Origin of the sequence: Pseudomonas maumuensis (genome assembly GCF_019139675.1) — a bacterium.
Classification (GTDB): Bacteria; Pseudomonadota; Gammaproteobacteria; order Pseudomonadales; family Pseudomonadaceae; genus Aquipseudomonas; species Aquipseudomonas maumuensis.
In genome coordinates this window covers 5119816-5143956 of sequence record NZ_CP077077.1, presented here as the reverse complement: position 1 = coordinate 5143956, position 24141 = coordinate 5119816, and the positions used below count along the sequence as shown (strand labels likewise).

The window sequence follows — 24141 nt, the reverse complement described above, 5'->3', positions numbered from 1 at the left end:
GGCCTTTTCATCCAGTTCCTAGTAAACTCCGCCGCCATGAACAGAACCCTCTATACCCTGCTTTTCCATCTGGGCCTGCCGCTGGTCGCGCTGCGCCTGTTCCTGCGCGGGCGCAAGGCGCCAGCCTACCGTGCGCGGATCGCCGAGCGCTTCGCTTGTGGCTTGCCGCCCATGCGCCAGGGCGGCATCTGGGTGCATGCGGTCTCGGTGGGCGAGAGCATCGCCGCCGCGCCATTGGTCCGGGCGCTGCTCAAGCAGTATCCGGACCTGCCGATTACGCTGACCTGCATGACCCCGACCGGCTCCGAGCGCATCCGTGCGATGTTCGATGGCGAGCCACGGGTGCAGCACTGCTACCTGCCGTACGACCTGCCATGGGCGGCGGGGCGTTTTCTCGACCATGTGCGCCCGCGCCTGGGCATCATCATGGAAACCGAACTGTGGCCTAACCATATCCATCAGTGCGCCAGGCGCGGCATTCCGGTGGCGTTGGCCAATGCGCGGCTGTCCGAACGCTCGGCCCGAGGCTATGCGCGCTTCGCCGGCCTGACCCGGCCGATGCTCGAGGAAATGAGTCTGATCGCGGTACAGACCGCAACCGAGGCCGAGCGTTTTCGTGTGCTCGGTGCGCGCCAGGAATGCGTGCAGGTGACCGGTTCGATCAAGTTCGACCTGAAGGTCGACGACCAGTTGATGCTTCGCGCCCGACAGTTGCGCGAGCAGTGGGGGGCCAGCCAGCGCCCGATCTGGATCGCCGCCAGTACCCACGATGGCGAGGATGGGTTGATCCTCGAAGCCCACCGGCAACTGCTGAACGTACACAGCGATGCACTGTTGGTGCTGGTGCCGCGCCATCCCGAGCGTTTCGCGACGGTACATGAACTGTGCGCCGGCCAGTTCTCCACGGTGCGTCGTTCGACGGGCGATGTCGTGACGGCGCGGGCCCAGGTACTGCTGGGCGACACCATGGGCGAACTGCTGTTCCTGTACGCCCTGGCCGATATCGCCTTCGTCGGCGGCAGCCTGGTCGCCACGGGCGGGCACAACCCGTTGGAGCCGGCGGCGCTGGCGCTGCCGGTGCTGATGGGGCCGCATGTGTTCAACTTCCTCGAGATCAGCGCGATGCTGCGCGAGGCGGGGGCGTTGCAGCAGGTGGACGATGCCGAGGGCCTGGTCGCGGCGGTACGCCGCTTGGTCGAGCTGCCGCAGGATGCGCGGCGCATGGGCGAGGCGGGCAGGGCGGTGATGCAGGCCAACCAGGGGGCGTTGCAGCGGTTGCTCGATGGGTTGGCGCGCCTGTGGAAGCGGCCCTGAATTTCACGGCCCCATCTCTGGCAAACCAACGCCCACAGAAAGCGACGCTGTTCATGTGGGAACTGGCTTGCCAGCGATGGGGCGCTTAGCGCCCCCTGTCACGGCCTGCGTTCGAAGTTCTTCGCCGCCGCAGCCGCCAGGTCCGGCGGCAGGAAATCCTTGTCCGGGTTGTAGTCGGCCTTCAAGTACCGCCCCAGGTCCTGCAGGTCCTGCGGGCTCAGGGTGCCGGCCGCCTGCTTGAGGCGCAGGTTGTCGAGTATGTAGTCGTAGCGGCTGTTGTTGTAGTCGCGCACCGAGGTGTACAGCTGGCGCTGCGCGTCGAGCACGTCGACGATGTTGCGGGTGCCGACCTGGTAGCCGATCTCGGTGGCTTCCAGGGCGCTCTGGTTGGAGATGATCGACTGCTTGCGCGCCTGTACCTGTTCCACGTCGGTGTTCACCGCGCGGTGCAGGTTACGGGTGTTCTCTACCACCTGACGGCGCAGGCTTTCGCGCTGCTGCTCGCTCTGGGTCAGGCGCGCATAGGCCTCGCGCACCTGGGAGCTGGTCAACCCGCCGCTGTAGATCGGAATGTTCAGCTGCAGGCCGACGCTGGTCTGCTCCACGTCACCGCCGTAGCGCACGCCGTTCTGCGAAGGGTTGGTGAATCCGAGGTTGTCGTTATCGCCCTTCTGGTACTTGGCCACGGCATCCAGTGTTGGTGCATGGCCGGCCTTGCGCTGGCGTACGGTCTCCTCGGCCGCTGCCACGGCGTGGTTGGTGGCCAGCAGGTTGAGGTTCTGCCGCCCGGCGGTCTCGACCCAGGCCTTGGCGTCGTTGGGCGTCGGCACTTGTACCGGCAGGGTGTGGACCACGCCCTGGATGGCGCTGTACTGGCGGTTGGTCAGGGTGATCAGTGCCTCGAAGGCATCCTGCACCTGACGTTCGGCGATGATCCGGTTGGCCCGGGCGGTGTCGTAGCTGGCCTGGGACTGGAGCACGTCGGTCTTGTCCGAAAGGCCGACATCGAAGCGTTCGTTGGACTGGTCGAGCTGGCGCTTGAAGGCCGACTCCTCAGCCTTGGTCGAGGCCAGGTTGTCCTGGGCGCGCAGCACCGCGAAGTAGTTCTCGGCGCTTTGCAGGATCAGGTTCTGCTCGGTGGCCGACAATTCCAGCGCGGCCTGCTCGTTGACCGCCTCGGCAGCCTGCAACTGGAACCAGCGGTCGGCGCGGAAGATTGGCTGCGCCAGGGTGGCGCTCCAGGCATTGCCGCTGCGGTTGGAGGTGACCGACGGTTCGTCGAGCTTGGTGCGGGTATTCATCATCTCGGCGCCTGCCGAAAGATTGGGCAGCAAGCCGGCGCGGGCCTGGGGCACCACCTCGCGGCGGGCACCGTAGTCGGCGCGGGCGGCGGCCAGGTCGGCATTGTTGTCCACCGCTTCCTGGTAGACGCTGACCAGGTCGGTCTTCACCGTCGTGGGCGTATCCACTGCCCAGGCCACTCCGTTGGACGCACAAGACACGGCAATCGCCAGTGAGAGTTTGCGCAGCATAGGGCAATCCTTGATCAAGATGTATTTACTGTACTGTCGGGTATCGAGCACGCCAGTGTAGTGCCGTGCGCCGCCATCAACAATCCGCCACCTGCGCCATTTATCACGCCAGGGTTTTACCCGCTTGGCTTTGTCGACCACTCCAGTCTAGACTGCGCAGGTTCTTGTCGGGGTGCCTTGATGCAAAGGCTGAGATCGCAAAGTTGCGGATCCCGTTGAACCTGATCAGGTTAGCGCCTGCGTAGGGAACAAGATTGCTCTCATGTCCCGGGAGCCTCTTGTGCCAGGTCCGGGATCGCCACAGCTGCTTGCAGCCCACGGCACCCCTTGTCCGGCACTGCACCCGTCAACACGGGTGCGTCCGCGCCTTTCAGGTTCACCCCGACATTCCGCCCGCTAGGAAGCTGTCTGGAGAGCCTGTGATGAGCAAACAAGAAAAAACGATCAGTCTGAGCGAGTCGGCCCAAGTCGACCAACAGTCCGTGCAACCGCTACCCAATTCGCGCAAGGTCTATGTCGAAGGTTCGCGCCCCGACATCCGCGTGCCCATGCGCGAGATCAGCCTGCACGACACCCCCACCGACTTCGGCGGCGAAAAGAACGCCCCGGTGCTGGTGTATGACACTTCCGGCCCGTACACCGACCCCAATGTCATCATCGACGTGCGCAAGGGCCTGGGCGATGTGCGCTCGGCGTGGATCGACGCACGTGGCGACACCGAGCGCCTGGATGGCCTGAGCTCGAACTTCGGCCAGCAGCGCCTGAACGACGCCGAGCTGGCCAAGCTGCGCTTCGCCCACGTGCGCAACCCGCGCCGGGCCAAGGCCGGCGCCAACGTTTCGCAGATGCACTACGCGCGCCAGGGCATCATCACCGCCGAGATGGAATACGTCGCCATCCGCGAGAACATGAAGCTGCAGGAAGCCCGCGCCGCCGGCCTGCTGAACCAGCAGCACGCCGGGCACAGCTTCGGTGCCAGCATTCCGAAAGAGATCACCCCCGAGTTCGTCCGCGAGGAGATCGCCCGCGGTCGCGCGATCATCCCGGCCAACATCAACCACACCGAGCTGGAGCCGATGATCATCGGCCGCAACTTCCTGGTGAAGATCAACGGCAACATCGGCAACAGCGCCCTGGGGTCTTCCATCGAGGAAGAAGTGGCCAAGCTGACCTGGGGCATCCGCTGGGGCTCGGACACGGTCATGGACCTGTCCACCGGCAAGCACATCCACGAAACCCGCGAGTGGATCATCCGCAACTCGCCGGTACCGATCGGTACCGTGCCGATCTACCAGGCCCTGGAAAAGGTCAATGGCGTTGCCGAGGATCTGACCTGGGAGCTGTTCCGCGACACCCTGATCGAACAGGCCGAGCAGGGCGTGGACTACTTCACCATCCACGCCGGCGTCTTGCTGCGCTATGTGCCGCTGACCGCCAAGCGCGTCACCGGCATCGTCAGCCGTGGCGGCTCGATCATGGCCAAGTGGTGCCTGGCGCATCACAAGGAAAACTTCCTGTACACGCACTTCGACGAGATCTGCGAAATCATGAAGGCCTACGACGTCAGCTTCTCGCTGGGCGACGGCCTGCGTCCGGGCTCGATCGCCGACGCCAACGACGCCGCGCAGTTCGGTGAGCTGGAAACCCTTGGCGAGCTGACCAAGATCGCCTGGAAGCACGACGTGCAGTGCATGATCGAAGGCCCCGGCCATGTGCCGATGCAACTGATCAAGGAAAACATGGACAAGCAGCTCGAATGCTGCGACGAGGCACCGTTCTACACCCTCGGCCCGTTGACCACCGATATCGCCCCGGGCTACGACCACATCACCTCCGGCATCGGCGCGGCGATGATCGGCTGGTTCGGCTGCGCCATGCTCTGCTACGTCACGCCCAAGGAGCACCTGGGCTTGCCGAACAAGGACGACGTCAAGACCGGCATCATCACCTACAAGATCGCCGCGCATGCCGCCGACCTTGCCAAGGGCCACCCGGGCGCGCAGATCCGTGACAACGCGCTGTCCAAGGCGCGCTTCGAGTTCCGTTGGGAAGACCAGTTCAACCTCGGCCTGGATCCGGACACCGCCCGTGCATTCCACGACGAGACGCTGCCCAAGGAGTCGGCCAAGGTCGCGCACTTCTGCTCGATGTGCGGGCCGAAGTTCTGCTCGATGAAGATCACCCAGGAAGTACGCGAGTACGCGGCCAAGATCGAGACCGTCGACGTGACGGTCGAGCAGGGCATGCGCGAGCAGGCCGAGCGGTTCCGCCAGGAAGGCAGCCAGTTGTACCAGAAAGTCTGAGTACCAGGCCCAGGCGGTGCGCGATGCGCACCGCATCGCTGGCAAGCCAGCTCCCACAGAGACTGCGATGCGGCCCCAGTGGGAGCTGGCTTGCCAGCGATGGGTTCACCCCAATTCTTCCGTCGAGCGCCCGAGCATGACCACCCCCAGCCACTTCTCCCCCGACCACCCGGTCCCCGCCCACCATCGCCAGTTCGGCGCCCGTGATCTGTTCTCGCTGTGGTTTTCCCTCGGCATCGGCCTGATGGTCCTGCAGGTCGGTGGCCTGCTGGCGCCGGGCCTTGGCCTGGCCGGTTCGATCCTGGCGATCACCCTGGGCACGGCGGTAGGGGTTTTGCTGCTGGCGGCGGTGGGGGTGATCGGCAGCGATACCGGGCTGTCGGCCATGGCGACCCTGCGTCTCACGCTCGGCAGTCACGGCGCGCGCCTGCCGGCCTTGCTCAACCTGCTGCAATTGGTGGGCTGGGGTTCGTTCGAGATCATCGTCATGCGTGATGCCGCCAGCCTGCTGGGTACACGTGCGTTCGGCGAGGGTAGCGGCTGGAGCAGCCCGTTGCTGTGGACCCTGGCTTTTGGCGCCCTGGCCACTCTGCTGGCGGTCAGCGGGCCACTGGCTTTCGTGCGCAAGGTCTTGCGCAAATGGGGCATCTGGCTGCTGCTGGGCGCCTGCGCCTGGTTGACCTGGAACCTGTTCGCCAAGGCCGACCTGGCCGCTCTGTGGCAGCGCCCAGGGGATGGTTCGCTGTCCCTGCCCCTGGGTTTCGACATCGTGATCGCCATGCCGCTGTCGTGGTTGCCGCTGATCGCCGACTATTCACGCTTTGGCCAGCGCGCCAGCCGGGTGTTCGGCGGTACCGCGCTGGGCTTCTTCATCGGCAATGCCTGGCTGATGAGCCTGGGCGTGGCCTACACCCTAGCATTCGCGCCAAGCGGCGAGGTGAATGCCCTGCTGTTGGCGCTGGCCGGCGCCGGGCTGGGGATCCCGCTGTTGCTGATCCTGCTGGACGAGACGGAAAACGCCTTTGCCGACATCCACTCGGCGGCGGTGTCCACCGGCCTGCTGGTGAAAATGAAGGTCGAGCACCTGGCCCTGGCTATCGGCGTGCTATGCACGCTGATAGCCTTGCTGGCGCCGCTGGCCCAGTACCAGAACTTCCTGTTGCTGATCGGCTCGGTGTTCGCGCCGCTGTTCGGCGTGGTGCTGGTGGATCACTTCGTGATTCGCCGCCGTCGCCTGCCGGCGCTGGTCGAGGGTTTGCACTGGCAGGCGCTGCTGGCCTGGGGCGCGGGAGTGGCGGCCTATCACCTGATGGCCAGCCAGGCGCCGGAGCTGGGGGCGACCCTGCCGGCACTGTTGCTGGCAGGGGTACTGCACTTGCTGCTATCGCTCAGCCGCGGCCGGGAAACAGCTCGGGCTTGATCACGCCATTGAGGCGCGGATAGGGGATCTTCAGCTCGACGTGGCCCATGGAGTAGGGCGCGATGGCGTAGACCTCGTACTTGATCACGACAGCGCCGTACGTCAGGGCGATGTGCGGGGACTGCTTGAACGGCCAGGTTTTGACGAACTCGGGGTCCTTGTCCATGCCGGTGCTGATCAGCCAGGCACGGTGGGACTCCTCGGCGGTCTTCCAGAAGGTCGCCTCCTGGCCGGGCACCAGCATGTCGTCCAGGGTCAGTACCTTGTCCAGCTTGCGTGAATAGTTGATGAAGCCGCGCCCAGGCATGCCGTGGGCACCGCCGCTGTCCAGGTAGCTGGACAGCTCGACGATCACCAGCCCGTCATGCTGCTCGCGTACCTTGGCCTGCAGATAGCTGCTGTTGCGCTTGTCGGCGCGGGCCAGGTACTGCTGCTCATAGGTTTGCAGCGAGGCCGGCGGGGTGCCGCGCTGGTTGTCCTCGGTCAGCATCAGCAGGCGCTTCTCGACAATGCCGTCGAGCTTGGGCAGGGCTGGAAAGTGTACGACGTCGATGTTGACCAGCGGGCAATCGCTTTCGCTGCAGCCCGGTTTGACGTGCTCCCAGGCCTCGCGCTTGACCTCGAGCGGGGCCCGGTAATTGGGCGTGAACAGGCTCTGGCAGGCGCCGAGCGCCAGTGCCAGGACGGCCACGGAAGTCAGTTTGACAAGCGTCATGTTGCCTCTTTCACAACGGTGATGATCGGCCTTGGACCGCCTGCGCGGCCTTCAGTTCGCCACTAAGCTAACAGAGAGTGACACGCCTGTCCCGGCTGCCCGAACGGTCAGCGGAAAGGGATGAAACCGGGCGGCGCGCAGAGTAGGATTGCGCGATGCGGTAAACGAGGTAATAAGGAGTTTGCATGACGGACACGTTGAATTCAGTGCCTACCCAGGTCGAGATCGCCCGACGCGAGCAGCTGTTCAAGGGCTTCTATAAGCTCGACAAGCTGCACTTGCGCCACGAGCTGTTCGCGGGCGGCATGAGCCGTGAGTTCACCCGTGAGCTGTTCGTGCGCCATGACGCGGTCTGTGTGCTGCCCTACGATCCGCAGCGCGATGAAGTGGTGCTGATCGAGCAGTTCCGAGTGGGCGCCATGGGCAAGGTAGCCAACCCCTGGCTGATCGAGATGGTCGCCGGGCTGATCGACAAGGACGAGCAGCCCGAGGAGGTTGCCCATCGCGAAGCCGAGGAGGAGGCCGGCCTGACGTTCTCGGCGCTGTGGCCGATGACACGCTACTTCCCGTCGCCTGGCGGCAGCGATGAGTACGTTCATCTGTTCCTGGGCCGTTGCACCAGTGAGGGCGCCGGCGGCCTGCACGGCCTGGAAGAAGAGAGCGAGGACATCCGCGTGCGCGTGTGGGCGTTCGAGGATGCCCTGCAGGCGGTGCGCGACGGGCGCATATGCAACGCCGCCGCGATCATCGGGTTGCAATGGCTGGCGCTGAACCGTGACGAAGTACGAGGTATGTGGAAGTGAACCTGCTGCGCGAGCGTTATCGAGTCGACCTGGTCGGGCTGCAGTCCGCCTGCGAGGCCAATTATGCCCGCCTGATGCGCCTGTTGCCCGACATGCGCACCACGCAAAGCTCGCGGCGCATCGGCATGACCCAGGGCGACCAGATGCTCGGCGTGCTGGTGCTTGAGGTGTTGCTGGCGTGCCCCTACACCACCACGCTCAAGGTGCGCCAGGAGCACAGCCTGCCTTGGCTGCCGGTGCCGGAGCTGGAGGTGCAGGTTTACCATGACGCGCGGATGGCCGAGGTGGTCAGCGCCGAGCATGCGCGCCGCCTACGCAGCATCTATCCGTATCCCAACACGGCGATGCACCAGCCGGACGAGAAGGCCCAGCTCAATCTGTTCCTCGGCGAATGGCTGAGCCACTGCCTGGCCTGCGGCCACGAACTTGCAGCGGTGCGCTGAAATGTGACGTGCGTCGGTTTCGAGTATTTGCTCGAATGCGATCCGCCGCCATAATCCGTGCTGAATCCGTTCGAGGAGACGGCCGTTGCCGCAACCACTTTCACCCCTGTCACCTGTCCATGTGGTGCAACTGACCGATGCCCATCTGTTCGCCGACCCGGCGGGCACCTTGTTGGGCCTCAATACCCGCGAAAGCCTCGGGCACGTGGTCGGCCAGGTTCGCCGCGAGCAGCCGCGCATCGACCTGCTGCTGTGTACGGGCGATCTTTCCCAGGATGCCAGCGTCGAGTCCTACACCGCCTTTCGCGAGCTGACGTCGATGCTCGGCGCGCCAGCGCGCTGGCTGCCGGGTAACCATGACGAGGCGCGGGTGATGGCTGAGGTGGCGCCCGAGTTGGTGCGCACGGTCACCGACATCGGTGCCTGGCGCATCGTCATGCTCGACTCGGCAGTGGTCGGTGCCACCTTCGGGCTGTTGGATGAGCGACAGCTGGCCGCCTTGGATGACGCGCTGGCCAGCGCTGGCGAACGTCATTGCCTGGTGTGCTGCCACCACCAGCCGGTGGATATTGGCTGTGCCTGGATCGCGCCGATCGGTTTGCGTAATGCCGATGAGCTGCTGCGGTGTCTGCGCAGTTATCCACAGGTGAGGGCGCTGCTGTGGGGGCATATCCACCAGGAATGGGACGAAGTGCGTGACGGTATCCGTTTCCTCGCCACACCTTCGACCTGTATCCAGTTCGCGCCGCGCAGCGAGGACTTCAAGGTGAGCGAGGAGCAACCGGGTTACCGCTGGCTGCGTCTGCATGCCGACGGGCGGTTGGAGACCGGAGTGGAGCGGGCGCGGGATTTCGTGGTGAAGCTGGATTTCGACAGCCCGGGCTACTGAAGGGCTGCGCAGCTGCCCCTGTGATTTGAAGATTTTGTTGCGAAAATCCCCACGCTGCGCCACTACCCGTCGAACACGCTACACTGCGCGTCTTTGCGTCCGGGGGCAGCATGTCGGGTTCCATCCTCTATATCCATGGCTTCAACAGCTCGCCGCTGTCGAAGAAGGCACGCCAGCTCGAAGCGGTGATGCAGCAGCTTGGCCTGGCCGAGCAACTGCGCGTCCCGGCCCTGCACCATCATCCGCGCCAGGCCATTGCCCAGCTGGAGACCGCCATCGTCGAGCTTGGCGCGCCCTTGCTGGTCGGCAGCTCCCTCGGCGGCTACTATGCCACCCACCTGGCCGAGCGGCACGGGCTCAAGGCGCTGTTGATCAACCCGGCGGTGGCCCCGCACAAGCTGTTCGACGGTTACCTCGGCACCCAGCGCAACCTCTATACCGATGAAGCCTGGGAGCTCACCCACGACCACGTGGACGCCCTGGCCGAGCTGGAAGTGCCAGCACCGCAGGATGCCGCCCGCTATCAAGTGTGGTTGCAGACCGCCGATGAAACACTGGACTATCGCCAGGCCGAGCGCTACTACCGCGCCTGCGCCCTGCGTATCCAGGCCGGTGGCGACCACAGTTACCAGGGCTTCGCCGAACAGCTGCCGGCCCTGCTGGCGTTCGCCGGCATTGCCCGCAGGCAATACGCGGCGCTGGACTTTTCTGTATTTTGACTTTTGCATTCACCAGACTGACGACGAGAACCCATGGCCAATCCCAGCGCTAGCGCCTATAACGCAGACGCCATCGAAGTCCTCTCGGGCCTTGACCCGGTCCGCAAGCGACCGGGCATGTACACCGATACCAGCCGGCCCAACCACCTGGCCCAGGAAGTCATCGACAACAGCGTCGACGAAGCACTGGCCGGCCACGCCCGTTCGGTGCAGGTCGTCCTCCACGCCGACCATTCGCTGGAAGTCAGCGACGATGGCCGCGGCATGCCGGTGGACATCCACCCCGAAGAGGGCGTTTCCGGCGTCGAACTGATCCTCACCAAGCTGCACGCCGGCGGCAAGTTCTCCAACAAGAACTATCAATTCTCCGGCGGCCTGCACGGCGTCGGTATCTCGGTGGTCAACGCCCTGTCGAGCCAGGTGCGCGTGCGCGTCAAGCGCGACGGCAACGAGTACCAAATGACCTTCGCCGACGGCTTCAAGGCCAGCGAACTGGAGGTGGTCGGCAGCGTCGGCAAGCGCAACACCGGCACCAGCGTGTACTTCAGCCCCGACCCGAAGTATTTCGACTCGCCAAAGTTCTCCATCAGCCGCCTCAAGCACGTGCTCAAGGCCAAGGCGGTACTGTGCCCTGGGCTGTCCATCAGCTTCGAGGACAAGGGCACGGGCGAGAAAGTCGAGTGGCACTATGAGGATGGCCTGCGTTCCTACCTGGTCGATTTGGTCAGCGAGTTCCAGCGCCTGCCCGACGAGCCGTTCTGCGGCAGCCTGGCCGGTAACAAGGAGGCCGTGGACTGGGCTCTGTTGTGGCTGCCGGAAGGTGGCGACAGCATCCAGGAAAGCTACGTCAACCTGATCCCCACCGCCCAGGGCGGCACCCACGTCAACGGCCTGCGCCAGGGCCTGCTGGACGCCATGCGCGAGTTCTGCGAGTTCCGCAACCTGCTGCCGCGCGGGGTCAAGCTGGCCCCCGAGGACGTCTGGGAGCGCATCAGCTTCGTGCTGTCGATGAAGATGCAGGAGCCGCAGTTCTCCGGCCAGACCAAGGAGCGCTTGTCGTCCCGCGAGGCGGCCGCGTTCGTTTCCGGCGTGGTCAAGGACGCCTTCAGCCTGTGGCTCAATGCCCACCCTGAACTGGGCATGCAACTGGCGGAACTGGCCATCAGCAACGCCGGCCGGCGCCTGAAGGCGAGCAAGAAGGTCGAGCGCAAGCGCATCACCCAGGGCCCCGCATTGCCGGGCAAGCTGGCCGATTGCGCCGGCCAGGACCCAATGCGCGCCGAGCTGTTCCTGGTCGAGGGTGACTCGGCCGGTGGCTCGGCCAAGCAGGCGCGGGACAAGGAATTCCAGGCCATCCTGCCGCTGCGCGGCAAGATCCTCAACACCTGGGAGGTCGATGGCGGTGAAGTCCTGGCCAGCCAGGAAGTGCATAACATCGCCGTGGCCATCGGCGTCGACCCGGGCGCAGCCGATCTCTCGCAGTTGCGCTACGGCAAGGTCTGCATCCTCGCCGACGCCGACTCCGACGGTCTGCACATCGCCACTTTGCTGTGCGCGCTGTTCGTCCAACACTTCCGCCCGCTGGTCGAGGCCGGGCACGTTTACGTGGCCATGCCGCCGCTGTACCGCATCGACCTGGGCAAGGAGATCTACTACGCCCTGGACGAAGCCGAGCGTGACGGCATCCTCGACCGGCTGGTCGCCGAGAAGAAGCGCGGCAAGCCGCAGGTCACCCGATTTAAGGGCCTGGGCGAGATGAACCCGCCGCAACTGCGCGAAACCACCATGGACCCGAACACCCGGCGCCTGGTCCAGTTGACCCTGGACGATGTGCAGGGCACCACCGAGATCATGGACATGCTCTTGGCCAAGAAGCGTGCGGGCGATCGCAAGAGCTGGCTGGAGACCAAAGGCAACCTGGCCGAGGTCCTGGTTTGATTCGTCCGTTGCTCCTGGCCTGCCTGGCGTGGTTTGCCCTGCAGGCCCAGGCCGGCGATTGGCCGCAGCTCAAGCTCAGCGCCGAGCATGCGGTCGATGGCATGCGCGGCGGCAACCTGTCGGGCCTGGCCTGGTGCCGTGGGGCACTGTGGGCGGTGTCCGACCGCGATGACGACCGGATCTACCGCCTCGACCAGGCAGGGGCGACGTGGCAGGCCCAGCCACTGACCTTCACTGCTCCGGCGGCACCCGATACGGGTCTGCCCTGGGGGCTCAGGTCGCGCACGTGGGCGGCATCCTATATCCGTGGTGGAGCGCTGGATTTCGAGGGCATCACCTGTGATCAGGCCGGCAACCTGTACGTTGTCAGCGAGGCCCACGCCGCCGTGCTGCAGTTGCCCGTGGAAGGTGAGCCGGACTGGCTGAAGATCGATCAGGCCATGGTGCGCCAGGCACGGGCCAGCGGCATGTTGCTGCATTTCAACGCGCTGTTCGAGGGGCTGGCGATCAACCCGGCGGGCGACCGCCTGTGGCTGGCCGCCGAGCGCGAGCGCCGGGGCCTGCTCGCGGTGCAGCGCCAGCAATCGGTGTGGACCTGCGGGCGCGGCTGCGTGCTGCTCAGCGAGGCGGGTGTCGAGATGCAGCCGCCGCAATTCCCCGAGGCACGCCCGGTATCACGTGACTTTGCGGACCTGGCCTGGTTCGAAGGCAAGCTGTTCACCCTCGAGCGCAATGCCTACCGCATTTGCCGACGAGATGCCGACACAGGCGCCGTGGAGCGCTGTTGGTCGTTCGCCGCCGACGCCCTGATGGAATCGCGGCGCTACTCGCAGCCCTACGGCTTGGCCGAGACGCTGGTGATCGACAAAGGCGGTGCCTGGATCGGCGTGGACAACAACGACCGCCCGCGGGTGGATGGTGAAACACGGCCGATCGTCTGGCGCTTCGACGCGCCGCAGGGCGGCTGGAGCGCCAAGCCATGAGCCAGCCACCGGGCAAGCGCGCGGGCAGGGTATTGATGATTGTCGCCTGGGCGGCGGCGATGTTCCTTGCCACGCGCTTTTTCGGCCAATGGGAAGAACGTCAGCAGAACCCCAACAGCGTGGTGCAGAGCGAGCAGGGCGACGGCTTCGTCGAGGTGCGCCTGCTGAGCAACGGCCAGGGCCATTTCGTCGCCGATGGCGCGATCAATGGGCGACGGGTGCATTTCATGCTCGACACCGGCGCCACCGACGTGGCGATCCCCGAGGCGCTGGCCCGCGACCTGGACCTGGCGCGTGGCGCCGCGGTGCAGTTGAGCACCGCCAATGGCCGTACCCAAGGCTACCGCACGCGGCTCGACAGCCTGCAACTGGGCGATATCCACCTGCGCGACGTACGCGCGCTGGTGGTGCCCGGCCTGGATGGCCAGGGCGTGCTGCTGGGCATGAGTGCCCTGAAACAACTTGAATTTACCCAGCGCGGCGGCACCATGCTGCTGCGCCAGAACCTGAAATGACGAGGCCCGCATGAGCGACTCACTCGAACTCAGTCTCGACGGCGTCGAACGCCGTTCCCTGGCTGACTTCACCGAACAGGCCTACCTCAACTACTCCATGTACGTGATCATGGACCGCGCCCTGCCGCACATCGGCGACGGCCTCAAGCCGGTCCAGCGACGCATCGTCTATGCCATGAGCGAGTTGGGGCTCGATGCCGACTCCAAGCACAAGAAATCGGCGCGTACCGTCGGTGACGTGCTCGGCAAGTTCCACCCCCACGGCGACTCGGCGTGCTACGAGGCCATGGTGCTGATGGCCCAGCCGTTCAGCTACCGCTACACCCTGGTCGACGGCCAGGGCAACTGGGGTGCGCCGGACGATCCGAAGTCGTTCGCCGCCATGCGTTACACCGAGGCGCGCCTGTCGCGCTACTCCGAGGTGCTGCTCAGCGAATTGGGCCAGGGCACCGTCGACTGGGTACCGAACTTCGACGGCACCTTGCAGGAGCCGGCCGTGCTGCCCGCGCGTCTGCCGAACATCCTGCTCAACGGCACCACCGGCATCGCCGTGGGCATGGCCACCGACGTGCCGCCGCACAACCTGCGCGAAGTGGCCAGCGCCTGCGTGCGCCTGCTTGACGAGCCCAAGGCCACCATCGAGCAGCTCTGCGAGCATATCCAGGGGCCGGACTATCCGACCGAAGCCGAGATCGTTACCCCGCGCGCCGATATCCAGAAGATCTACGAGAGCGGCAAAGGCTCGATCCGCATGCGTGCGGTGTATCGCATCGAGGACGGCGACATCGTCGTCACCGCGCTGCCGCACCAGGTCTCCGGCGCCAAGGTGCTCGAGCAGATCGCCGCGCAGATGCAGGCCAAGAAACTGCCGATGGTCGCCGACCTGCGCGACGAGTCGGACCACGAGAACCCTTGCCGCATCGTCATCATCCCGCGCTCGAACCGCGTGGATGCAGCCGAGCTGATGCAGCACCTGTTCGCCACCACCGACCTGGAGAGCACCTACCGGGTCAACGTCAACATCATCGGCCTCGACGGCCGTCCGCAGCTGAAGAACCTGCGGGCGCTGCTGCTGGAGTGGCTGGAGTACCGCATCGGTACCGTGCGGCGCCGCCTGCAGCACCGTCTGGACAAGGTCGAGAAGCGCCTGCACCTGTTGGAAGGCTTGCTTACCGCGTTCCTCAACCTGGATGAGGTGATCCACATCATCCGCACCGAGGAGCATCCCAAACAGGCCTTGATCGCCCGTTTCGACCTGAGCGAGATCCAGGCCGACTACATCCTCGAGACCCGCCTGCGTCAATTGGCGCGTCTGGAAGAGATGAAGATCCGCGGCGAGCAGGACGAACTGCTCAAGGAACAGAAGCAACTGCAAGCGCTGCTGGGCAGCGACAGCAAACTGCGCAAGCTGGTGCGCAGCGAGCTGATCAAGGACGCCGAGACCTACGGCGACGACCGCCGCTCGCCAATCGTCGAGCGCGCCGAGGCCAAGGCCCTGTCGGAAAACGAGCTGATGCCGACCGAGCCGGTTACCGTGGTGCTGTCGGAGAAGGGCTGGGTGCGCTGCGCCAAGGGCCACGATATCGATGCCACGGGGCTTTCGTACAAGGCTGGCGACGGCTTCAAGGCCGCCGCCGCCGGACGTTCCAATCAGTTTGCCGTGCTCATCGACTCCACCGGCCGCAGCTACTCGCTGGCCGCCCACAGCCTGCCGTCGGCCCGTGGCCAGGGCGAGCCGCTGACCGGCCGCCTGACCCCGCCACCGGGCGCCACCTTCGAGTGCGTGCTGCTGCCGGAGGACGATGCCTTGTACGTCGTGGCTTCCGACGCCGGCTACGGCTTCGTGGTCAAGGGCGAGGACCTGCAGGCCAAGAACAAGGCCGGCAAGGGCCTGCTCAGCCTGCCCAACGGCGCCAAGGTGATGACCCCGCGTCCGGTGGCCGATCGCGAGCAGGACTGGCTCGCAGCGGTGACCACCGAGGGTCGCCTGCTGGTGTTCAAGGTTGCCGACCTGCCGCAGCTGGGTAAAGGCAAGGGCAACAAGATCATCGGCGTGCCGGGTGACCGGGTGGCCAGCCGTGAGGAATACGTGACCGATCTTGCGGTGATCAGCGAAGGCTCGACCCTTGTATTGCAAGCTGGCAAGCGTACCCTTTCGCTCAAGCCGGATGATCTTGAGCACTACAAGGGCGAGCGGGGTCGCCGTGGTAGCAAATTGCCACGCGGCTTCCAGCGCGTCGATGGGTTGCTGGTGGAAACCCCCGCTTGATCGAATGGACCGTCTGTTGCGGCGTTTTCGACGCCGCTTCGGGCGGAAATGCTGGAGTCGGGCGACTATTTCGCGGATGATAGGGCCCTCGTTGGCGCCGGCGTGGCCGAGTGCCCGGATGAATCTACATGAGTATCACTGCGGTCAGTCTGGTGACGACCGCTTGGATGGGATGAATGAAATTTCTGCGCCTTCCATTTGCGCTGCTGATGACTGGCTTGCTGGGCCTGAGCGGGTGCAGCATGCACCAGCCGGTTGCCCTGTATCAGCTCGACAGCGGTGATCCCGGTCAGCCGACCCAGGCTGCGGGCATGGCGGTGGTACTTGGCCCGGTATCGGTGGCCGACTACCTGCAACGCGAAACCTTTTTGCAGCGTCAGACCGATGGCAGCCTGACCGCGGCGACCGACGGTCGCTGGGCCGGCAGCCTTTCGTCGGATATCGATCAGTTGTTGGTACGCCAGCTGGCCTGGCGCCTGGACAGCCAACGTGTGGTGCTGGCGCCGGCAAGTGCTGGTTTCACTCCGGATGTGCAAGTGTTGCTGTCGATCACCCGCCTGGACTCGGGCAAGAACCAGCCGGCGATCCTCGATGCGCAGTGGCGCGTGCTGGACCGCCGTGGCCAGGTGCGTGACAACCGTATCGTCCACCTCGAACAGCCCCATGCGGGCAGCGAGTCGGCGCAGGTTCAAGCCCAGGGGCAGCTGCTGCAGAAGCTGGTCGAGCAGTTGAGCGCCACGGTCAAGCCGCTGGCCAACCAGCCGGCTATTGCCGAGGAGGCGCCTCGCAAGCCGGCAGCGCCGGTGCAGGTGAAGAAAGAACCGGAGAAACCGAAGATTCCGATGGCTTCGCCGATCCGTACTGATATGGAAGTGTTTCGCTTCTGATGCTTTGCCAGGCAGGCGCGCTAGTCATCGACAACGCGCCTGTTGTTCTCTTGGTCAAACTCCCCCCAGTATCTGTCTTGCAGGGCCATGCGTGCTGGTACGCGATAGGTGGCCAACGCCCGACATCCTTGCGTGACTCAATCCTCCTGCCGATGTTCAGATCAGCTGTTTCACTAACGGCCTCCCCATCGCGATGCATTAATTAAGTACCCCAGGACCCATCCTACGCAGCGCTACCTTGGCCTCTCACTTGAAAGGCACAAGGAGCCTACTCCATGATTTACCAGCCACCCACTCCGGAATACCCCGCGCCAGGCGAACCCTACAGCGCGGAAGCGGCGACCCACCCCGATGACATTTTTGAGCCCGGGCGCCACCATCTCGTTTCGCTCATCCCGGCCAAAACGGAGCAAGACGAAGAAATCCTCCTGTCGATCAAGCAAGGCTTCGAGCGCGAGCGCATCGTCCTGCAGACACCCCACGATTTCGCTGCTGCCAGCTTGCGGGAATACCTCGACAAGCAAGGCATCGCCGACGACCCCGATGACCTGATCCTCACCACGCTGTATCTGGAAAACGCCAACATGCATGCCGGGCCTTGGCGAGCTCAGGTGGCGCATTCGATGACCCTGACCCAGGCGTTGATCGGTAACTGGCAGCAGCAGGGCAGCGGCAGCTGGGACGATCATCTGGGCTATCCAAAGGCCTGGCGGCGAGAGGGTTACGAAGTAAGCCAGACCACCACCCTGGCGGCTGGGCAGCTGGCTGACAGTGCTGCCTACGATGGCATATATCGCCGCACCACCCCACAGACATTCGGGGCTGCCACCCAGGTAAACCTGGACCCGGTCGCGTTTCGCAAGTTTGTCTGGGATGCCGAACTGCAGGGGCATTACCTTACGTATCTGCGGCACTTCTGGAGCCAGCAGGGGCATAGCTACCATCTGTTGCTCAAGGGCAACCTCGTGCATGCCGCCTTGCTGCAACGCGAGGAAGGCTCGTTGGGTACCGAGCATGTGGAACTGGTGCTCAAAAGTCTGATGCTCAACCCTAACACCAGCTGGGAGGGCACTTCGTTCCGTTATTTCGCCGATAACCCGGTATCGCCCAGTCGAACCATCTCTGCGCTCAAGATTTATGGCTATGAGGCCAGTGACATCATGGTCTTCGGCGAGCATGGCCAAGACCACAAGGTGCTGTACATCCCAGGTAACTCTTCGCCGCTGCATGGTTTCGCAAGCGCTCACGAGCTGCGTGACTGGATCACCCAGCAATGTTGCGACCCTCGCAAGCGGGCAGCGCTGGCCAGTCATTTCTGTACCAAGGACAGGGCAGACGGCAACTTCTTCAGCGGCGTCGATACGGCCCTTGCCGGATTGGCTGCCTACCCGCGGCGCTTGAACGACGCTACAGGGCATTGGTATCCAAGCAGCACCATCAGCTTCGGTGATGCACTGTACCCGTACCCTATGAGTCATTTTCGTGATCGGATCAAAGATCGCCTGCACAGCGACGCCGAGTATGACATCGGCACCCAGGGCGCCTACTACCGCAAGCTAACGGCCTACGGTGTGGAAATGGCGGCCAATGTGATTGGCGCGATCGCCTTGGCCGTGCCCGCACTGGCACCGGTAGCCGTCGCTCTCGGAGCTGGCCTGCTGGCAGTGGGGGCAGGCGAGATGATCACTGCGCATACGCCCCAGGAGCAGACCGAAGGTGCCCAGCGCATCGCGTTCGGCTTGCTCAACGCCTTGCCGCTTGCAGGTGAACTCTCGCAGGCCAAGGCGGCCAAGGCCACGCTCAGCGAGGCAGAGCGGGCGGCGGCAGAAGCTGCCGAGACCGAGCACGCCGCTCAGGCGGCACGGGACACGAATGACGGCGGCATTCCGAGCCACGCCCCAGAGACGGCGGAGTACAAGGCGGTGCGCCCCGTCCATGATTCGCTGCAGTCCGATAAACGGAGTTTGTTGAAAACTATCGCGGTCACCCGGCGGGTGCGGGTGCTGGGCGGTGGCAAAGGGACGTTCCTCGATGAAGGCAAGCTCTATGTGAGGATTCGCCCCGAGGTGTATCGGGTGCAATGGCTGGAGAACGAGCAGCAGTTTCGCATCCGCTCCGAAGGCGAGCCAGTGGTGTGGGGACCGTTCCTGACCTGCATGGACAATGGCTATTGGGACATCGACCCGCGCTTGGGGCTGCGCGGAGGTTCTTACAATACCAAGGTGTTCGACCCGGCGCCGCTGCCTGTGGAGTTGGTCGCAGGCATCGAGCGCCAGCCGCTGATTCCCAAGGTCGAGGTCAGTATTGCGGTCGATGATTTGATCTGGAGTGAGGAGTTTAACTGCTACCAGGCTGATGTCTTCTTGGGCTCAGGCAGCAACTCTGTAGAAGGGGAATCCACGCGTCTCAAGGTCTGGTACGACGCCGATTCCGTGGCGTGGCGATCTGGCGACGATCAGTACGTATGGCGGGAGGCGCATGGTTCCAAGGGCACGTACCGTTGGCGCAAGGGTTCGGCTAGGGATTACGAGCGTGTGCGGCACAAGGTGGTCCCTGAGACCTATGTGACCGATTATCGTTTCCCGGATTTGCCACAGTTACCCAAGCAAATGGCGCCGATCCCGCAGGACATCCACATGATTTGGGTCGGGGAAAAGGAGCTGGGTGTTGAGATCAAGCAAACGATAGTCAAGAACCTTCGGCACAAGCCTCTGAGATTCATCATGCACCTCGACAACGCTGCGCCGGCAATGGAGGCCAATACAGCGTGGTGCGAAGAAGTGGGTATACAGGCCCGCAACTTGCGGGAACAGCCCTTTTTCCAAGAGTTCGTCCAAGGCCCACAGGGGCGTGCCTACAACTATTTTCGCAATCCAACTGCTGCGTCGCGCAATTATGCGGCTGCCTCGGATTATTTGCGCATCAGGGTCGTCGATGAGTTCGGCGGCTGTTACATGGACATCGATGATGAGCTGCTGGCCGGCACGGCGCCACCGCTGATGGCTGCGCCGAACGATGTCCTGTGTGGCAATCAGTACGTGATGCCGTGGAGCAAAAAGGGAATGGTCAATAACTCGCACTTTGCCAGCCACCGCAACAACCCTGTACTCAAACGCCTACTGGAGGACGCGAACGCGCGATACGACGCGCTTCCGGACTCCTTCAAGAATACCCCGCGACCGGTATTCGACAATTTGGCCAACCCTGTTCAGCGCAAGCAGATGTATGCCTACATGCAGGTTATTTCCAACCTGGCCGGCCCTGATGCCTTTAACAAGGGTATGAGGATGTTGCGGCCTGACTACTTTGCTTTGATGAAGACAAAGCCTTTTCCAGCGTATGCCTGGGTGCGCTCGAAGGTGTATCAGGAGTTCTGGGATGAAGTGATCGCGCACTGGTTCCCATTCCGCGCCGTGGGTGGGCAAATGGGCATCAGATCGGGTAATGCGCATACCTGGATGCAGACTTGATCTAAATCCAGGGTCTGGGCCCAGGTGCAGCCTAGGGCCCTGATCTGTCATGTGCCGAACGCTTGGGCCGATGGCTGCACAGGCATCCATCGGCTTTAGCGTTCGGTGTTCAGGCCCGCCGTTCGTGCATGCGCGCCAACTGCCGCTCCAACATCGACGGATAGGGCTCCATCAACCGCTCGACGCAGCACGCGCCTTCAGGGCTGGCTATCGGTCGAATACGCGCACGCTGGCGCACCAAGGCATCATCGCTGATGCGCCGTTCCACCAGCAGCAGGTTGCGGCTGTGCTGCGACAGGGCCAGGGCGTCTTGGGCCTGCTCGGTCATCAGCAAGTCGACCTGATCCATGCCTTGCAGGTCGTCGGCCAGCACCAGGCCCAGCTGCAGCTGTAGGGTGATGCCGCTGTCGGCCACCTCGATCTGCAGGGCGTGGCCCAAGGCGCGCAGCAGCTCGCCACAGCAGATGGCGTTGGTCAGGTAGTCCTCGCCGCTGTCTCGGCTGTGGAACATCAGCAAGGTGCTACCGTCGTTCAGGGTATGGACCTCGCCTTCATACAGTGACGCGGCTTGATCCAAGCAGTCGCGGTAGCGCTCCAGCAACTCGGTCAGGCGAGTACGCGGCAGGCGGCGCAGTTGTTCCTGGGAACCCAGCTGCACGGCCAGCACGGCACTGTGTTGGGGTTCGTCGGACTCGACGATGACGGGTTTGGTCGGGGCGCTTTGCTCATCCATCAGGCCGGCGAACGCATCGTCGTCTTCTTCATGCTCGGGTGCTTGCGCCGCCACTTTCGTGTGCGGAGCGGCCTTGGGGGCGGGCACGTCATCGAAGTCGTCTTCCTCGTCCTCTTCTTCAGGCTCCGGTGGCGGCGGCGGGGCGAGGCGGGCGTGCAGCTGGCGCGCCAGGTCACCGATTTCGTCCTGGCGATCGATGCCCGGGGTGTAAGGGTGCGGGTCACGCAACCAGACGCGCAGTTGCAGCAGCGGAGTGGAGATGAAACGGCCCAGGCGCAGGCTGAGGGTCAGTGCCAGGGCCAGCAGGATCGCGGCGAGGATGCCCATGCTCTGCAGGCTGATCAGCATCGGTTGCTGGAACTGGCTCATGTCCAGGCTGATGCGCAACTGACCGGCGGTCACGTCCTGGAAGGTGATCTTGGTCTGATAGACCCCTTCGGTTTCGCCAAGCAAGCTGTTGCGTGGGCGCTGGCCGGCCTCGGCGAGAATGCGGTTGTCCACGCTGTAGATGGCGGCATGAGCCACCAGCGGGTTCTTCACCAGGTTGCCCAGCAGGACGTTGAGGCTGAGGATGTCGTTGGACACCAGCAGCTCGGTGGCCGAAGTGGCGGTCTGCGTGGTCAGGCTCTGACCAACGGCATCGGCCTGTTCATGCATGGCCTGCTTGAACTGCAAACCCATCACACAGGCATAGATCACCAAGGCCAGGGCCACCAGGAAGATGTTATGGCTGGCAATGCGCAGGGCCAGGGGGATGCGGCGCTGGCTGAGGGCTCGGTAGATCATCAGGAAGAAGTTGTCGGGTTTTACGGGCGTGGGCCGGTTCACAGAGCGCGGCTCTTTATGGCGAGAAAGTTGCTGCGCAGTATAGCGATACGTGTTTTGTCGGCAAAGTATCCTTGGCGCCCGATGGTCATGGAAAAACGGTAGAATGCGCATTTTTCATCGAGTTGGAGCCCGGTCTTGCGCGAAATCGTCCTGATCAACATCACTGGTGAAGACCGTCCAGGTCTAACCGCGGCCATCACCGGCGTACTGCTCCAGGGCGGTGTGAACATTCTCGACATCGGCCTTGCGGTCATGCATGGCACGCTATCGTTCGGCATCCTGGTCGACATCCCCGACAACGAGGTGGCCACCGCGCTGCTGCAGAGCGTGCAGGCCAAGGCTCATGAGCTGAACCTGCAGGCGCGTTACACGCCGATTTCCGAGGCCGACTACCAGCACTGGGCCGACAGCCAGGGCGAGGCCCGCCATATCGTCACCTTGCTCAGCCGTCGGGTCACCCCACAGCAGTTGCAGCGGGTCAGCGCGGTCATCAGCCAGTACGGCCTGACCATCGAGCGCATCGAGCGCCTGTCGGCCCGCGTGGCACTTGATGTGCAGACGGAGAAGGGCAAGTCCGCACTGGAAATTTCCGTACGCGGCGAGGCCAGCGATGCCCAGGCGCTGCGCGCCGACTTTTTCGCCCTTTCCGAAGAGCTGAACATCGACATCGCCTTCCAACGCGACGACCTGTTCCGTCGCAATCGCCGCCTGGCGGTATTCGATATGGATTCGACGCTGATCGAGGCCGAAGTCATCGACGAGTTGGCCAAGGCTGCCGGTGTTGGTGAACAGGTGGCGCAGATCACCGAGCGCGCGATGCGTGGCGAGCTGGATTTCCGGGCCAGCTTCAAAGAGCGCATGGCTTTGCTCAAAGGTCTGGATGTGGGCGTGCTCGATCAGATCGGCGCCTCGCTGCGTTTGACCGAGGGGGCCGAACACCTGTTCGCCGAACTCAAGCGACTGGGCTACAAGACCGCGATCCTTTCCGGCGGCTTCTCCTACTTCGCCAAGCAGGTGCAGGCGCGCCTGGGCATCGACTACGTGTTCGCCAACGAGTTGGAGGTGGTCGATGGCAAGGTCACTGGTGTGGCCGTCGAGCCGATCGTCGACGCTCAGCGCAAGGCCGACTTGCTACAGCAACTGGCCAGCGAAGAGGGGTTGCAGCTCGAGCAGACCATTGCCGTCGGCGATGGCGCCAACGACCTGCCAATGCTGTCCCTGGCCGGTCTGGGTGTAGCCTTCCGTGCCAAGCCGCTGGTGCGTCAGTCGGCCAGGCAGGCGATCTCGACCCTGGGCCTGGATGGTGTGCTGTACCTGCTCGGCGTACGTGATCGCGAAGCGCGCGGTTGATCTCGAGCCCTGGGGCTGCGCTGCAGCCCTTTCGCCGTCAAGCCGGCTCCCACAGAGGTTTGCATTCTTACTGTGGGAGCCGGCTTGCCGGCGATGGACCGCGTAGCGGTCCCAATAAAAAAGGCCCTGCTGAGCAGGGCCTTTCTTGTTGAAGCAGTCAATCAGGCCTGCGCCGGCTGCGCCAGCAACTCACCCATGCGCACCGCGGAGCCGGCACCGAGACTCTCGGCCCACTTCACCTGCTCCGGCCCGAACAGCACGATGGCGGTGGAGCCCAGCTTGAAGCGGCCCAGTTCGGCGCCTTTCTCCAGATGGATCGGCGCACGGCTGGCGTCGTCGTAGCGGAAGGTCTTCAGCTCGCGCTTCGGCGGCGTGACCAGGCCGGCCCAGACCGTCTCGATCGAGGCCACGATCATCGCGCCGACCAGAACTACCGCCATCGGCCCACGTTCGGTGTCGAACAGGCACACCACGCGCTCGTTGCGGGCGAACAGCTCCGGGACGTTCTCCGCGGTGGTCTGGTTGACCGAGAACAGCCGGCCTGGCACATAGACCATTTCGCGCAGGGTGCCGGCCAGCGGCATATGTACGCGGTGGTAATCCTTGGGCGACAGGTAGATGGTGGCGAACTCGCCGCCCATGAACGGCGCCGCCAGGGCCGGATCGCCGCCGAGCAGTTCCAGGGCGCTGTAGCCGTGGCCCTTGGCTTGGAAGATGCGACCATGCTCGATCGGGCCAAGCTGGCTGACCGCGCCGTCGGCCGGGCAGAGGATCGCACCGGGGGTTTCGTCCAGCGGACGGGCGCCGGGCTTCAGGGCACGGGTGAAGAAGGCGTTGAAGTGCTCATAGGCACTCAGGTCTTCGACCAGTGCCTCGGACATGTTCACCTGGTAGCGCTTGGCGAACCAGGCGGTGAAGGCGTTCTTGAACCAGCGTGCGCGGCACTCGGCGACGCAGCCGGCCAGCCGTGACAGCAGGTGGTGCGGCAGCAGGTACTGGCTGATGATGAACAAGCGGGATTTCATTGAGC

At 64.1% G+C, this 24141-nt stretch carries 18 protein-coding genes and 1 riboswitch; of the genes, 14 read left to right on the top strand and 4 right to left on the bottom strand.

All coding sequences use genetic code 11. The features are described 5' to 3' along the window. Positions 1 to 36 precede the first annotated feature (36 nt). The gene (gene waaA / locus KSS90_RS22990) at positions 37 to 1314 is read left to right on the top strand and encodes a lipid IV(A) 3-deoxy-D-manno-octulosonic acid transferase (protein ID WP_217867393.1); all 1278 of its coding nucleotides are present in this window, start codon (positions 37 to 39) and stop codon (positions 1312 to 1314) included. 98 nt (positions 1315 to 1412) lie between these two features. Here waaA and KSS90_RS22985 read toward each other — a convergent pair whose 3' ends face one another. After that, positions 1413 to 2846, bottom strand: a complete 1434-nt coding sequence (locus KSS90_RS22985; protein WP_217867392.1) for a TolC family outer membrane protein — start codon at positions 2844 to 2846, stop codon at positions 1413 to 1415. Positions 2847 to 3004: 158 nt separating this feature from the next. Then, positions 3005 to 3111: riboswitch (TPP riboswitch) on the top strand. A 157-nt stretch (positions 3112 to 3268) separates the two neighbouring features. Here KSS90_RS22985 and thiC point away from each other — a divergent pair. Further along, positions 3269 to 5149 (top strand): phosphomethylpyrimidine synthase ThiC, encoded by a 1881-nt coding sequence (thiC, locus tag KSS90_RS22980; protein ID WP_217867391.1) that lies wholly within the window; start codon positions 3269 to 3271, stop codon positions 5147 to 5149. 136 nt (positions 5150 to 5285) lie between these two features. Continuing rightward, positions 5286 to 6569: a putative hydroxymethylpyrimidine transporter CytX gene (gene cytX, locus KSS90_RS22975; RefSeq protein ID WP_217867390.1), complete on the top strand. Its 1284-nt coding sequence runs from the start codon at positions 5286 to 5288 to the stop codon at positions 6567 to 6569. Here the strand turns inward: cytX and KSS90_RS22970 are convergent. Beyond that, positions 6538 to 7284, bottom strand: coding sequence for an RsiV family protein (locus KSS90_RS22970; RefSeq protein ID WP_217867389.1), 747 nt, complete (start codon positions 7282 to 7284; stop codon positions 6538 to 6540). The genes cytX and KSS90_RS22970 overlap by 32 nt on opposite strands. 185 nt (positions 7285 to 7469) lie before the next feature. Here KSS90_RS22970 and KSS90_RS22965 point away from each other — a divergent pair, with 185 nt between their 5' ends. The 10 genes from KSS90_RS22965 (at position 7470) to KSS90_RS22920 (ending at position 20200) form a co-directional block, all read left to right on the top strand. Continuing rightward, positions 7470 to 8087, top strand: coding sequence for an NUDIX domain-containing protein (locus KSS90_RS22965; RefSeq protein ID WP_217867388.1), 618 nt, complete (start codon positions 7470 to 7472; stop codon positions 8085 to 8087). Then, the gene (locus tag KSS90_RS22960) at positions 8078 to 8530 is read left to right on the top strand and encodes a DUF1249 domain-containing protein (protein WP_110702017.1); all 453 of its coding nucleotides are present in this window, start codon (positions 8078 to 8080) and stop codon (positions 8528 to 8530) included. The genes KSS90_RS22965 and KSS90_RS22960 overlap by 10 nt, the downstream gene beginning before the upstream one ends. 85 nt (positions 8531 to 8615) lie before the next feature. Further along, the gene (gene cpdA, locus KSS90_RS22955; protein ID WP_217867387.1) at positions 8616 to 9419 is read left to right on the top strand and encodes a 3',5'-cyclic-AMP phosphodiesterase; all 804 of its coding nucleotides are present in this window, start codon (positions 8616 to 8618) and stop codon (positions 9417 to 9419) included. Between the two features lie 110 nt (positions 9420 to 9529). After that, positions 9530 to 10138, top strand: a complete 609-nt coding sequence (locus tag KSS90_RS22950) for a YqiA/YcfP family alpha/beta fold hydrolase (protein WP_217867386.1) — start codon at positions 9530 to 9532, stop codon at positions 10136 to 10138. A 33-nt stretch (positions 10139 to 10171) separates the two neighbouring features. Beyond that, positions 10172 to 12076 (top strand): DNA topoisomerase IV subunit B, encoded by a 1905-nt coding sequence (gene parE, locus KSS90_RS22945; protein WP_217867385.1) that lies wholly within the window; start codon positions 10172 to 10174, stop codon positions 12074 to 12076. Then, positions 12073 to 13059, top strand: coding sequence for an esterase-like activity of phytase family protein (locus KSS90_RS22940; RefSeq protein WP_217867384.1), 987 nt, complete (start codon positions 12073 to 12075; stop codon positions 13057 to 13059). Before parE ends, KSS90_RS22940 begins: the two co-directional genes overlap by 4 nt. Beyond that, the gene (locus tag KSS90_RS22935) at positions 13056 to 13574 is read left to right on the top strand and encodes a retropepsin-like aspartic protease family protein (RefSeq protein ID WP_217867383.1); all 519 of its coding nucleotides are present in this window, start codon (positions 13056 to 13058) and stop codon (positions 13572 to 13574) included. Before KSS90_RS22940 ends, KSS90_RS22935 begins: the two co-directional genes overlap by 4 nt. Positions 13575 to 13584: 10 nt before the next feature. Then, complete coding sequence (gene parC, locus KSS90_RS22930) at positions 13585 to 15843, top strand: DNA topoisomerase IV subunit A (RefSeq protein ID WP_217867382.1); 2259 nt, start codon at positions 13585 to 13587, stop codon at positions 15841 to 15843. A 176-nt stretch (positions 15844 to 16019) separates the two neighbouring features. Beyond that, the gene (locus KSS90_RS22925; protein ID WP_217867381.1) at positions 16020 to 16730 is read left to right on the top strand and encodes a PqiC family protein; all 711 of its coding nucleotides are present in this window, start codon (positions 16020 to 16022) and stop codon (positions 16728 to 16730) included. A 275-nt stretch (positions 16731 to 17005) separates the two neighbouring features. Beyond that, positions 17006 to 20200, top strand: coding sequence for a dermonecrotic toxin domain-containing protein (locus KSS90_RS22920; protein ID WP_217867380.1), 3195 nt, complete (start codon positions 17006 to 17008; stop codon positions 20198 to 20200). 109 nt (positions 20201 to 20309) lie between these two features. Here KSS90_RS22920 and KSS90_RS22915 read toward each other — a convergent pair whose 3' ends face one another. Continuing rightward, positions 20310 to 21761, bottom strand: coding sequence for a histidine kinase (locus KSS90_RS22915; protein ID WP_217867379.1), 1452 nt, complete (start codon positions 21759 to 21761; stop codon positions 20310 to 20312). Between the two features lie 135 nt (positions 21762 to 21896). Here KSS90_RS22915 and serB point away from each other — a divergent pair, with 135 nt between their 5' ends. Beyond that, positions 21897 to 23111: a phosphoserine phosphatase SerB gene (gene serB / locus KSS90_RS22910; RefSeq protein ID WP_217867378.1), complete on the top strand. Its 1215-nt coding sequence runs from the start codon at positions 21897 to 21899 to the stop codon at positions 23109 to 23111. A 161-nt stretch (positions 23112 to 23272) separates the two neighbouring features. Here serB and asd read toward each other — a convergent pair whose 3' ends face one another. Further along, positions 23273 to 24136: an archaetidylserine decarboxylase gene (gene asd, locus KSS90_RS22905; RefSeq protein WP_038706897.1), complete on the bottom strand. Its 864-nt coding sequence runs from the start codon at positions 24134 to 24136 to the stop codon at positions 23273 to 23275. Between the last annotated feature and the right edge of the window lie 5 nt (positions 24137 to 24141).

Bases quoted from the DNA above. Each gene is read 5' to 3' on its own strand.
- waaA (WP_217867393.1), top strand. From the start codon at position 37: ATGAACAGAACCCTCTATACCCTGCTTTTCCATCTGGGCCTGCCGCTG.
- KSS90_RS22985 (WP_217867392.1), bottom strand. From the start codon at position 2,846: ATGCTGCGCAAACTCTCACTGGCGATTGCCGTGTCTTGTGCGTCCAAC.
- thiC (WP_217867391.1), top strand. From the start codon at position 3,269: ATGAGCAAACAAGAAAAAACGATCAGTCTGAGCGAGTCGGCCCAAGTC.
- cytX (WP_217867390.1), top strand. From the start codon at position 5,286: ATGACCACCCCCAGCCACTTCTCCCCCGACCACCCGGTCCCCGCCCAC.
- KSS90_RS22970 (WP_217867389.1), bottom strand. From the start codon at position 7,284: ATGACGCTTGTCAAACTGACTTCCGTGGCCGTCCTGGCACTGGCGCTC.
- KSS90_RS22965 (WP_217867388.1), top strand. From the start codon at position 7,470: ATGACGGACACGTTGAATTCAGTGCCTACCCAGGTCGAGATCGCCCGA.
- KSS90_RS22950 (WP_217867386.1), top strand. From the start codon at position 9,530: ATGTCGGGTTCCATCCTCTATATCCATGGCTTCAACAGCTCGCCGCTG.
- parE (WP_217867385.1), top strand. From the start codon at position 10,172: ATGGCCAATCCCAGCGCTAGCGCCTATAACGCAGACGCCATCGAAGTC.
- KSS90_RS22935 (WP_217867383.1), top strand. From the start codon at position 13,056: ATGAGCCAGCCACCGGGCAAGCGCGCGGGCAGGGTATTGATGATTGTC.
- parC (WP_217867382.1), top strand. From the start codon at position 13,585: ATGAGCGACTCACTCGAACTCAGTCTCGACGGCGTCGAACGCCGTTCC.
- KSS90_RS22925 (WP_217867381.1), top strand. From the start codon at position 16,020: ATGAAATTTCTGCGCCTTCCATTTGCGCTGCTGATGACTGGCTTGCTG.
- KSS90_RS22920 (WP_217867380.1), top strand. From the start codon at position 17,006: ATGATTTACCAGCCACCCACTCCGGAATACCCCGCGCCAGGCGAACCC.
- asd (WP_038706897.1), bottom strand. From the start codon at position 24,136: ATGAAATCCCGCTTGTTCATCATCAGCCAGTACCTGCTGCCGCACCAC.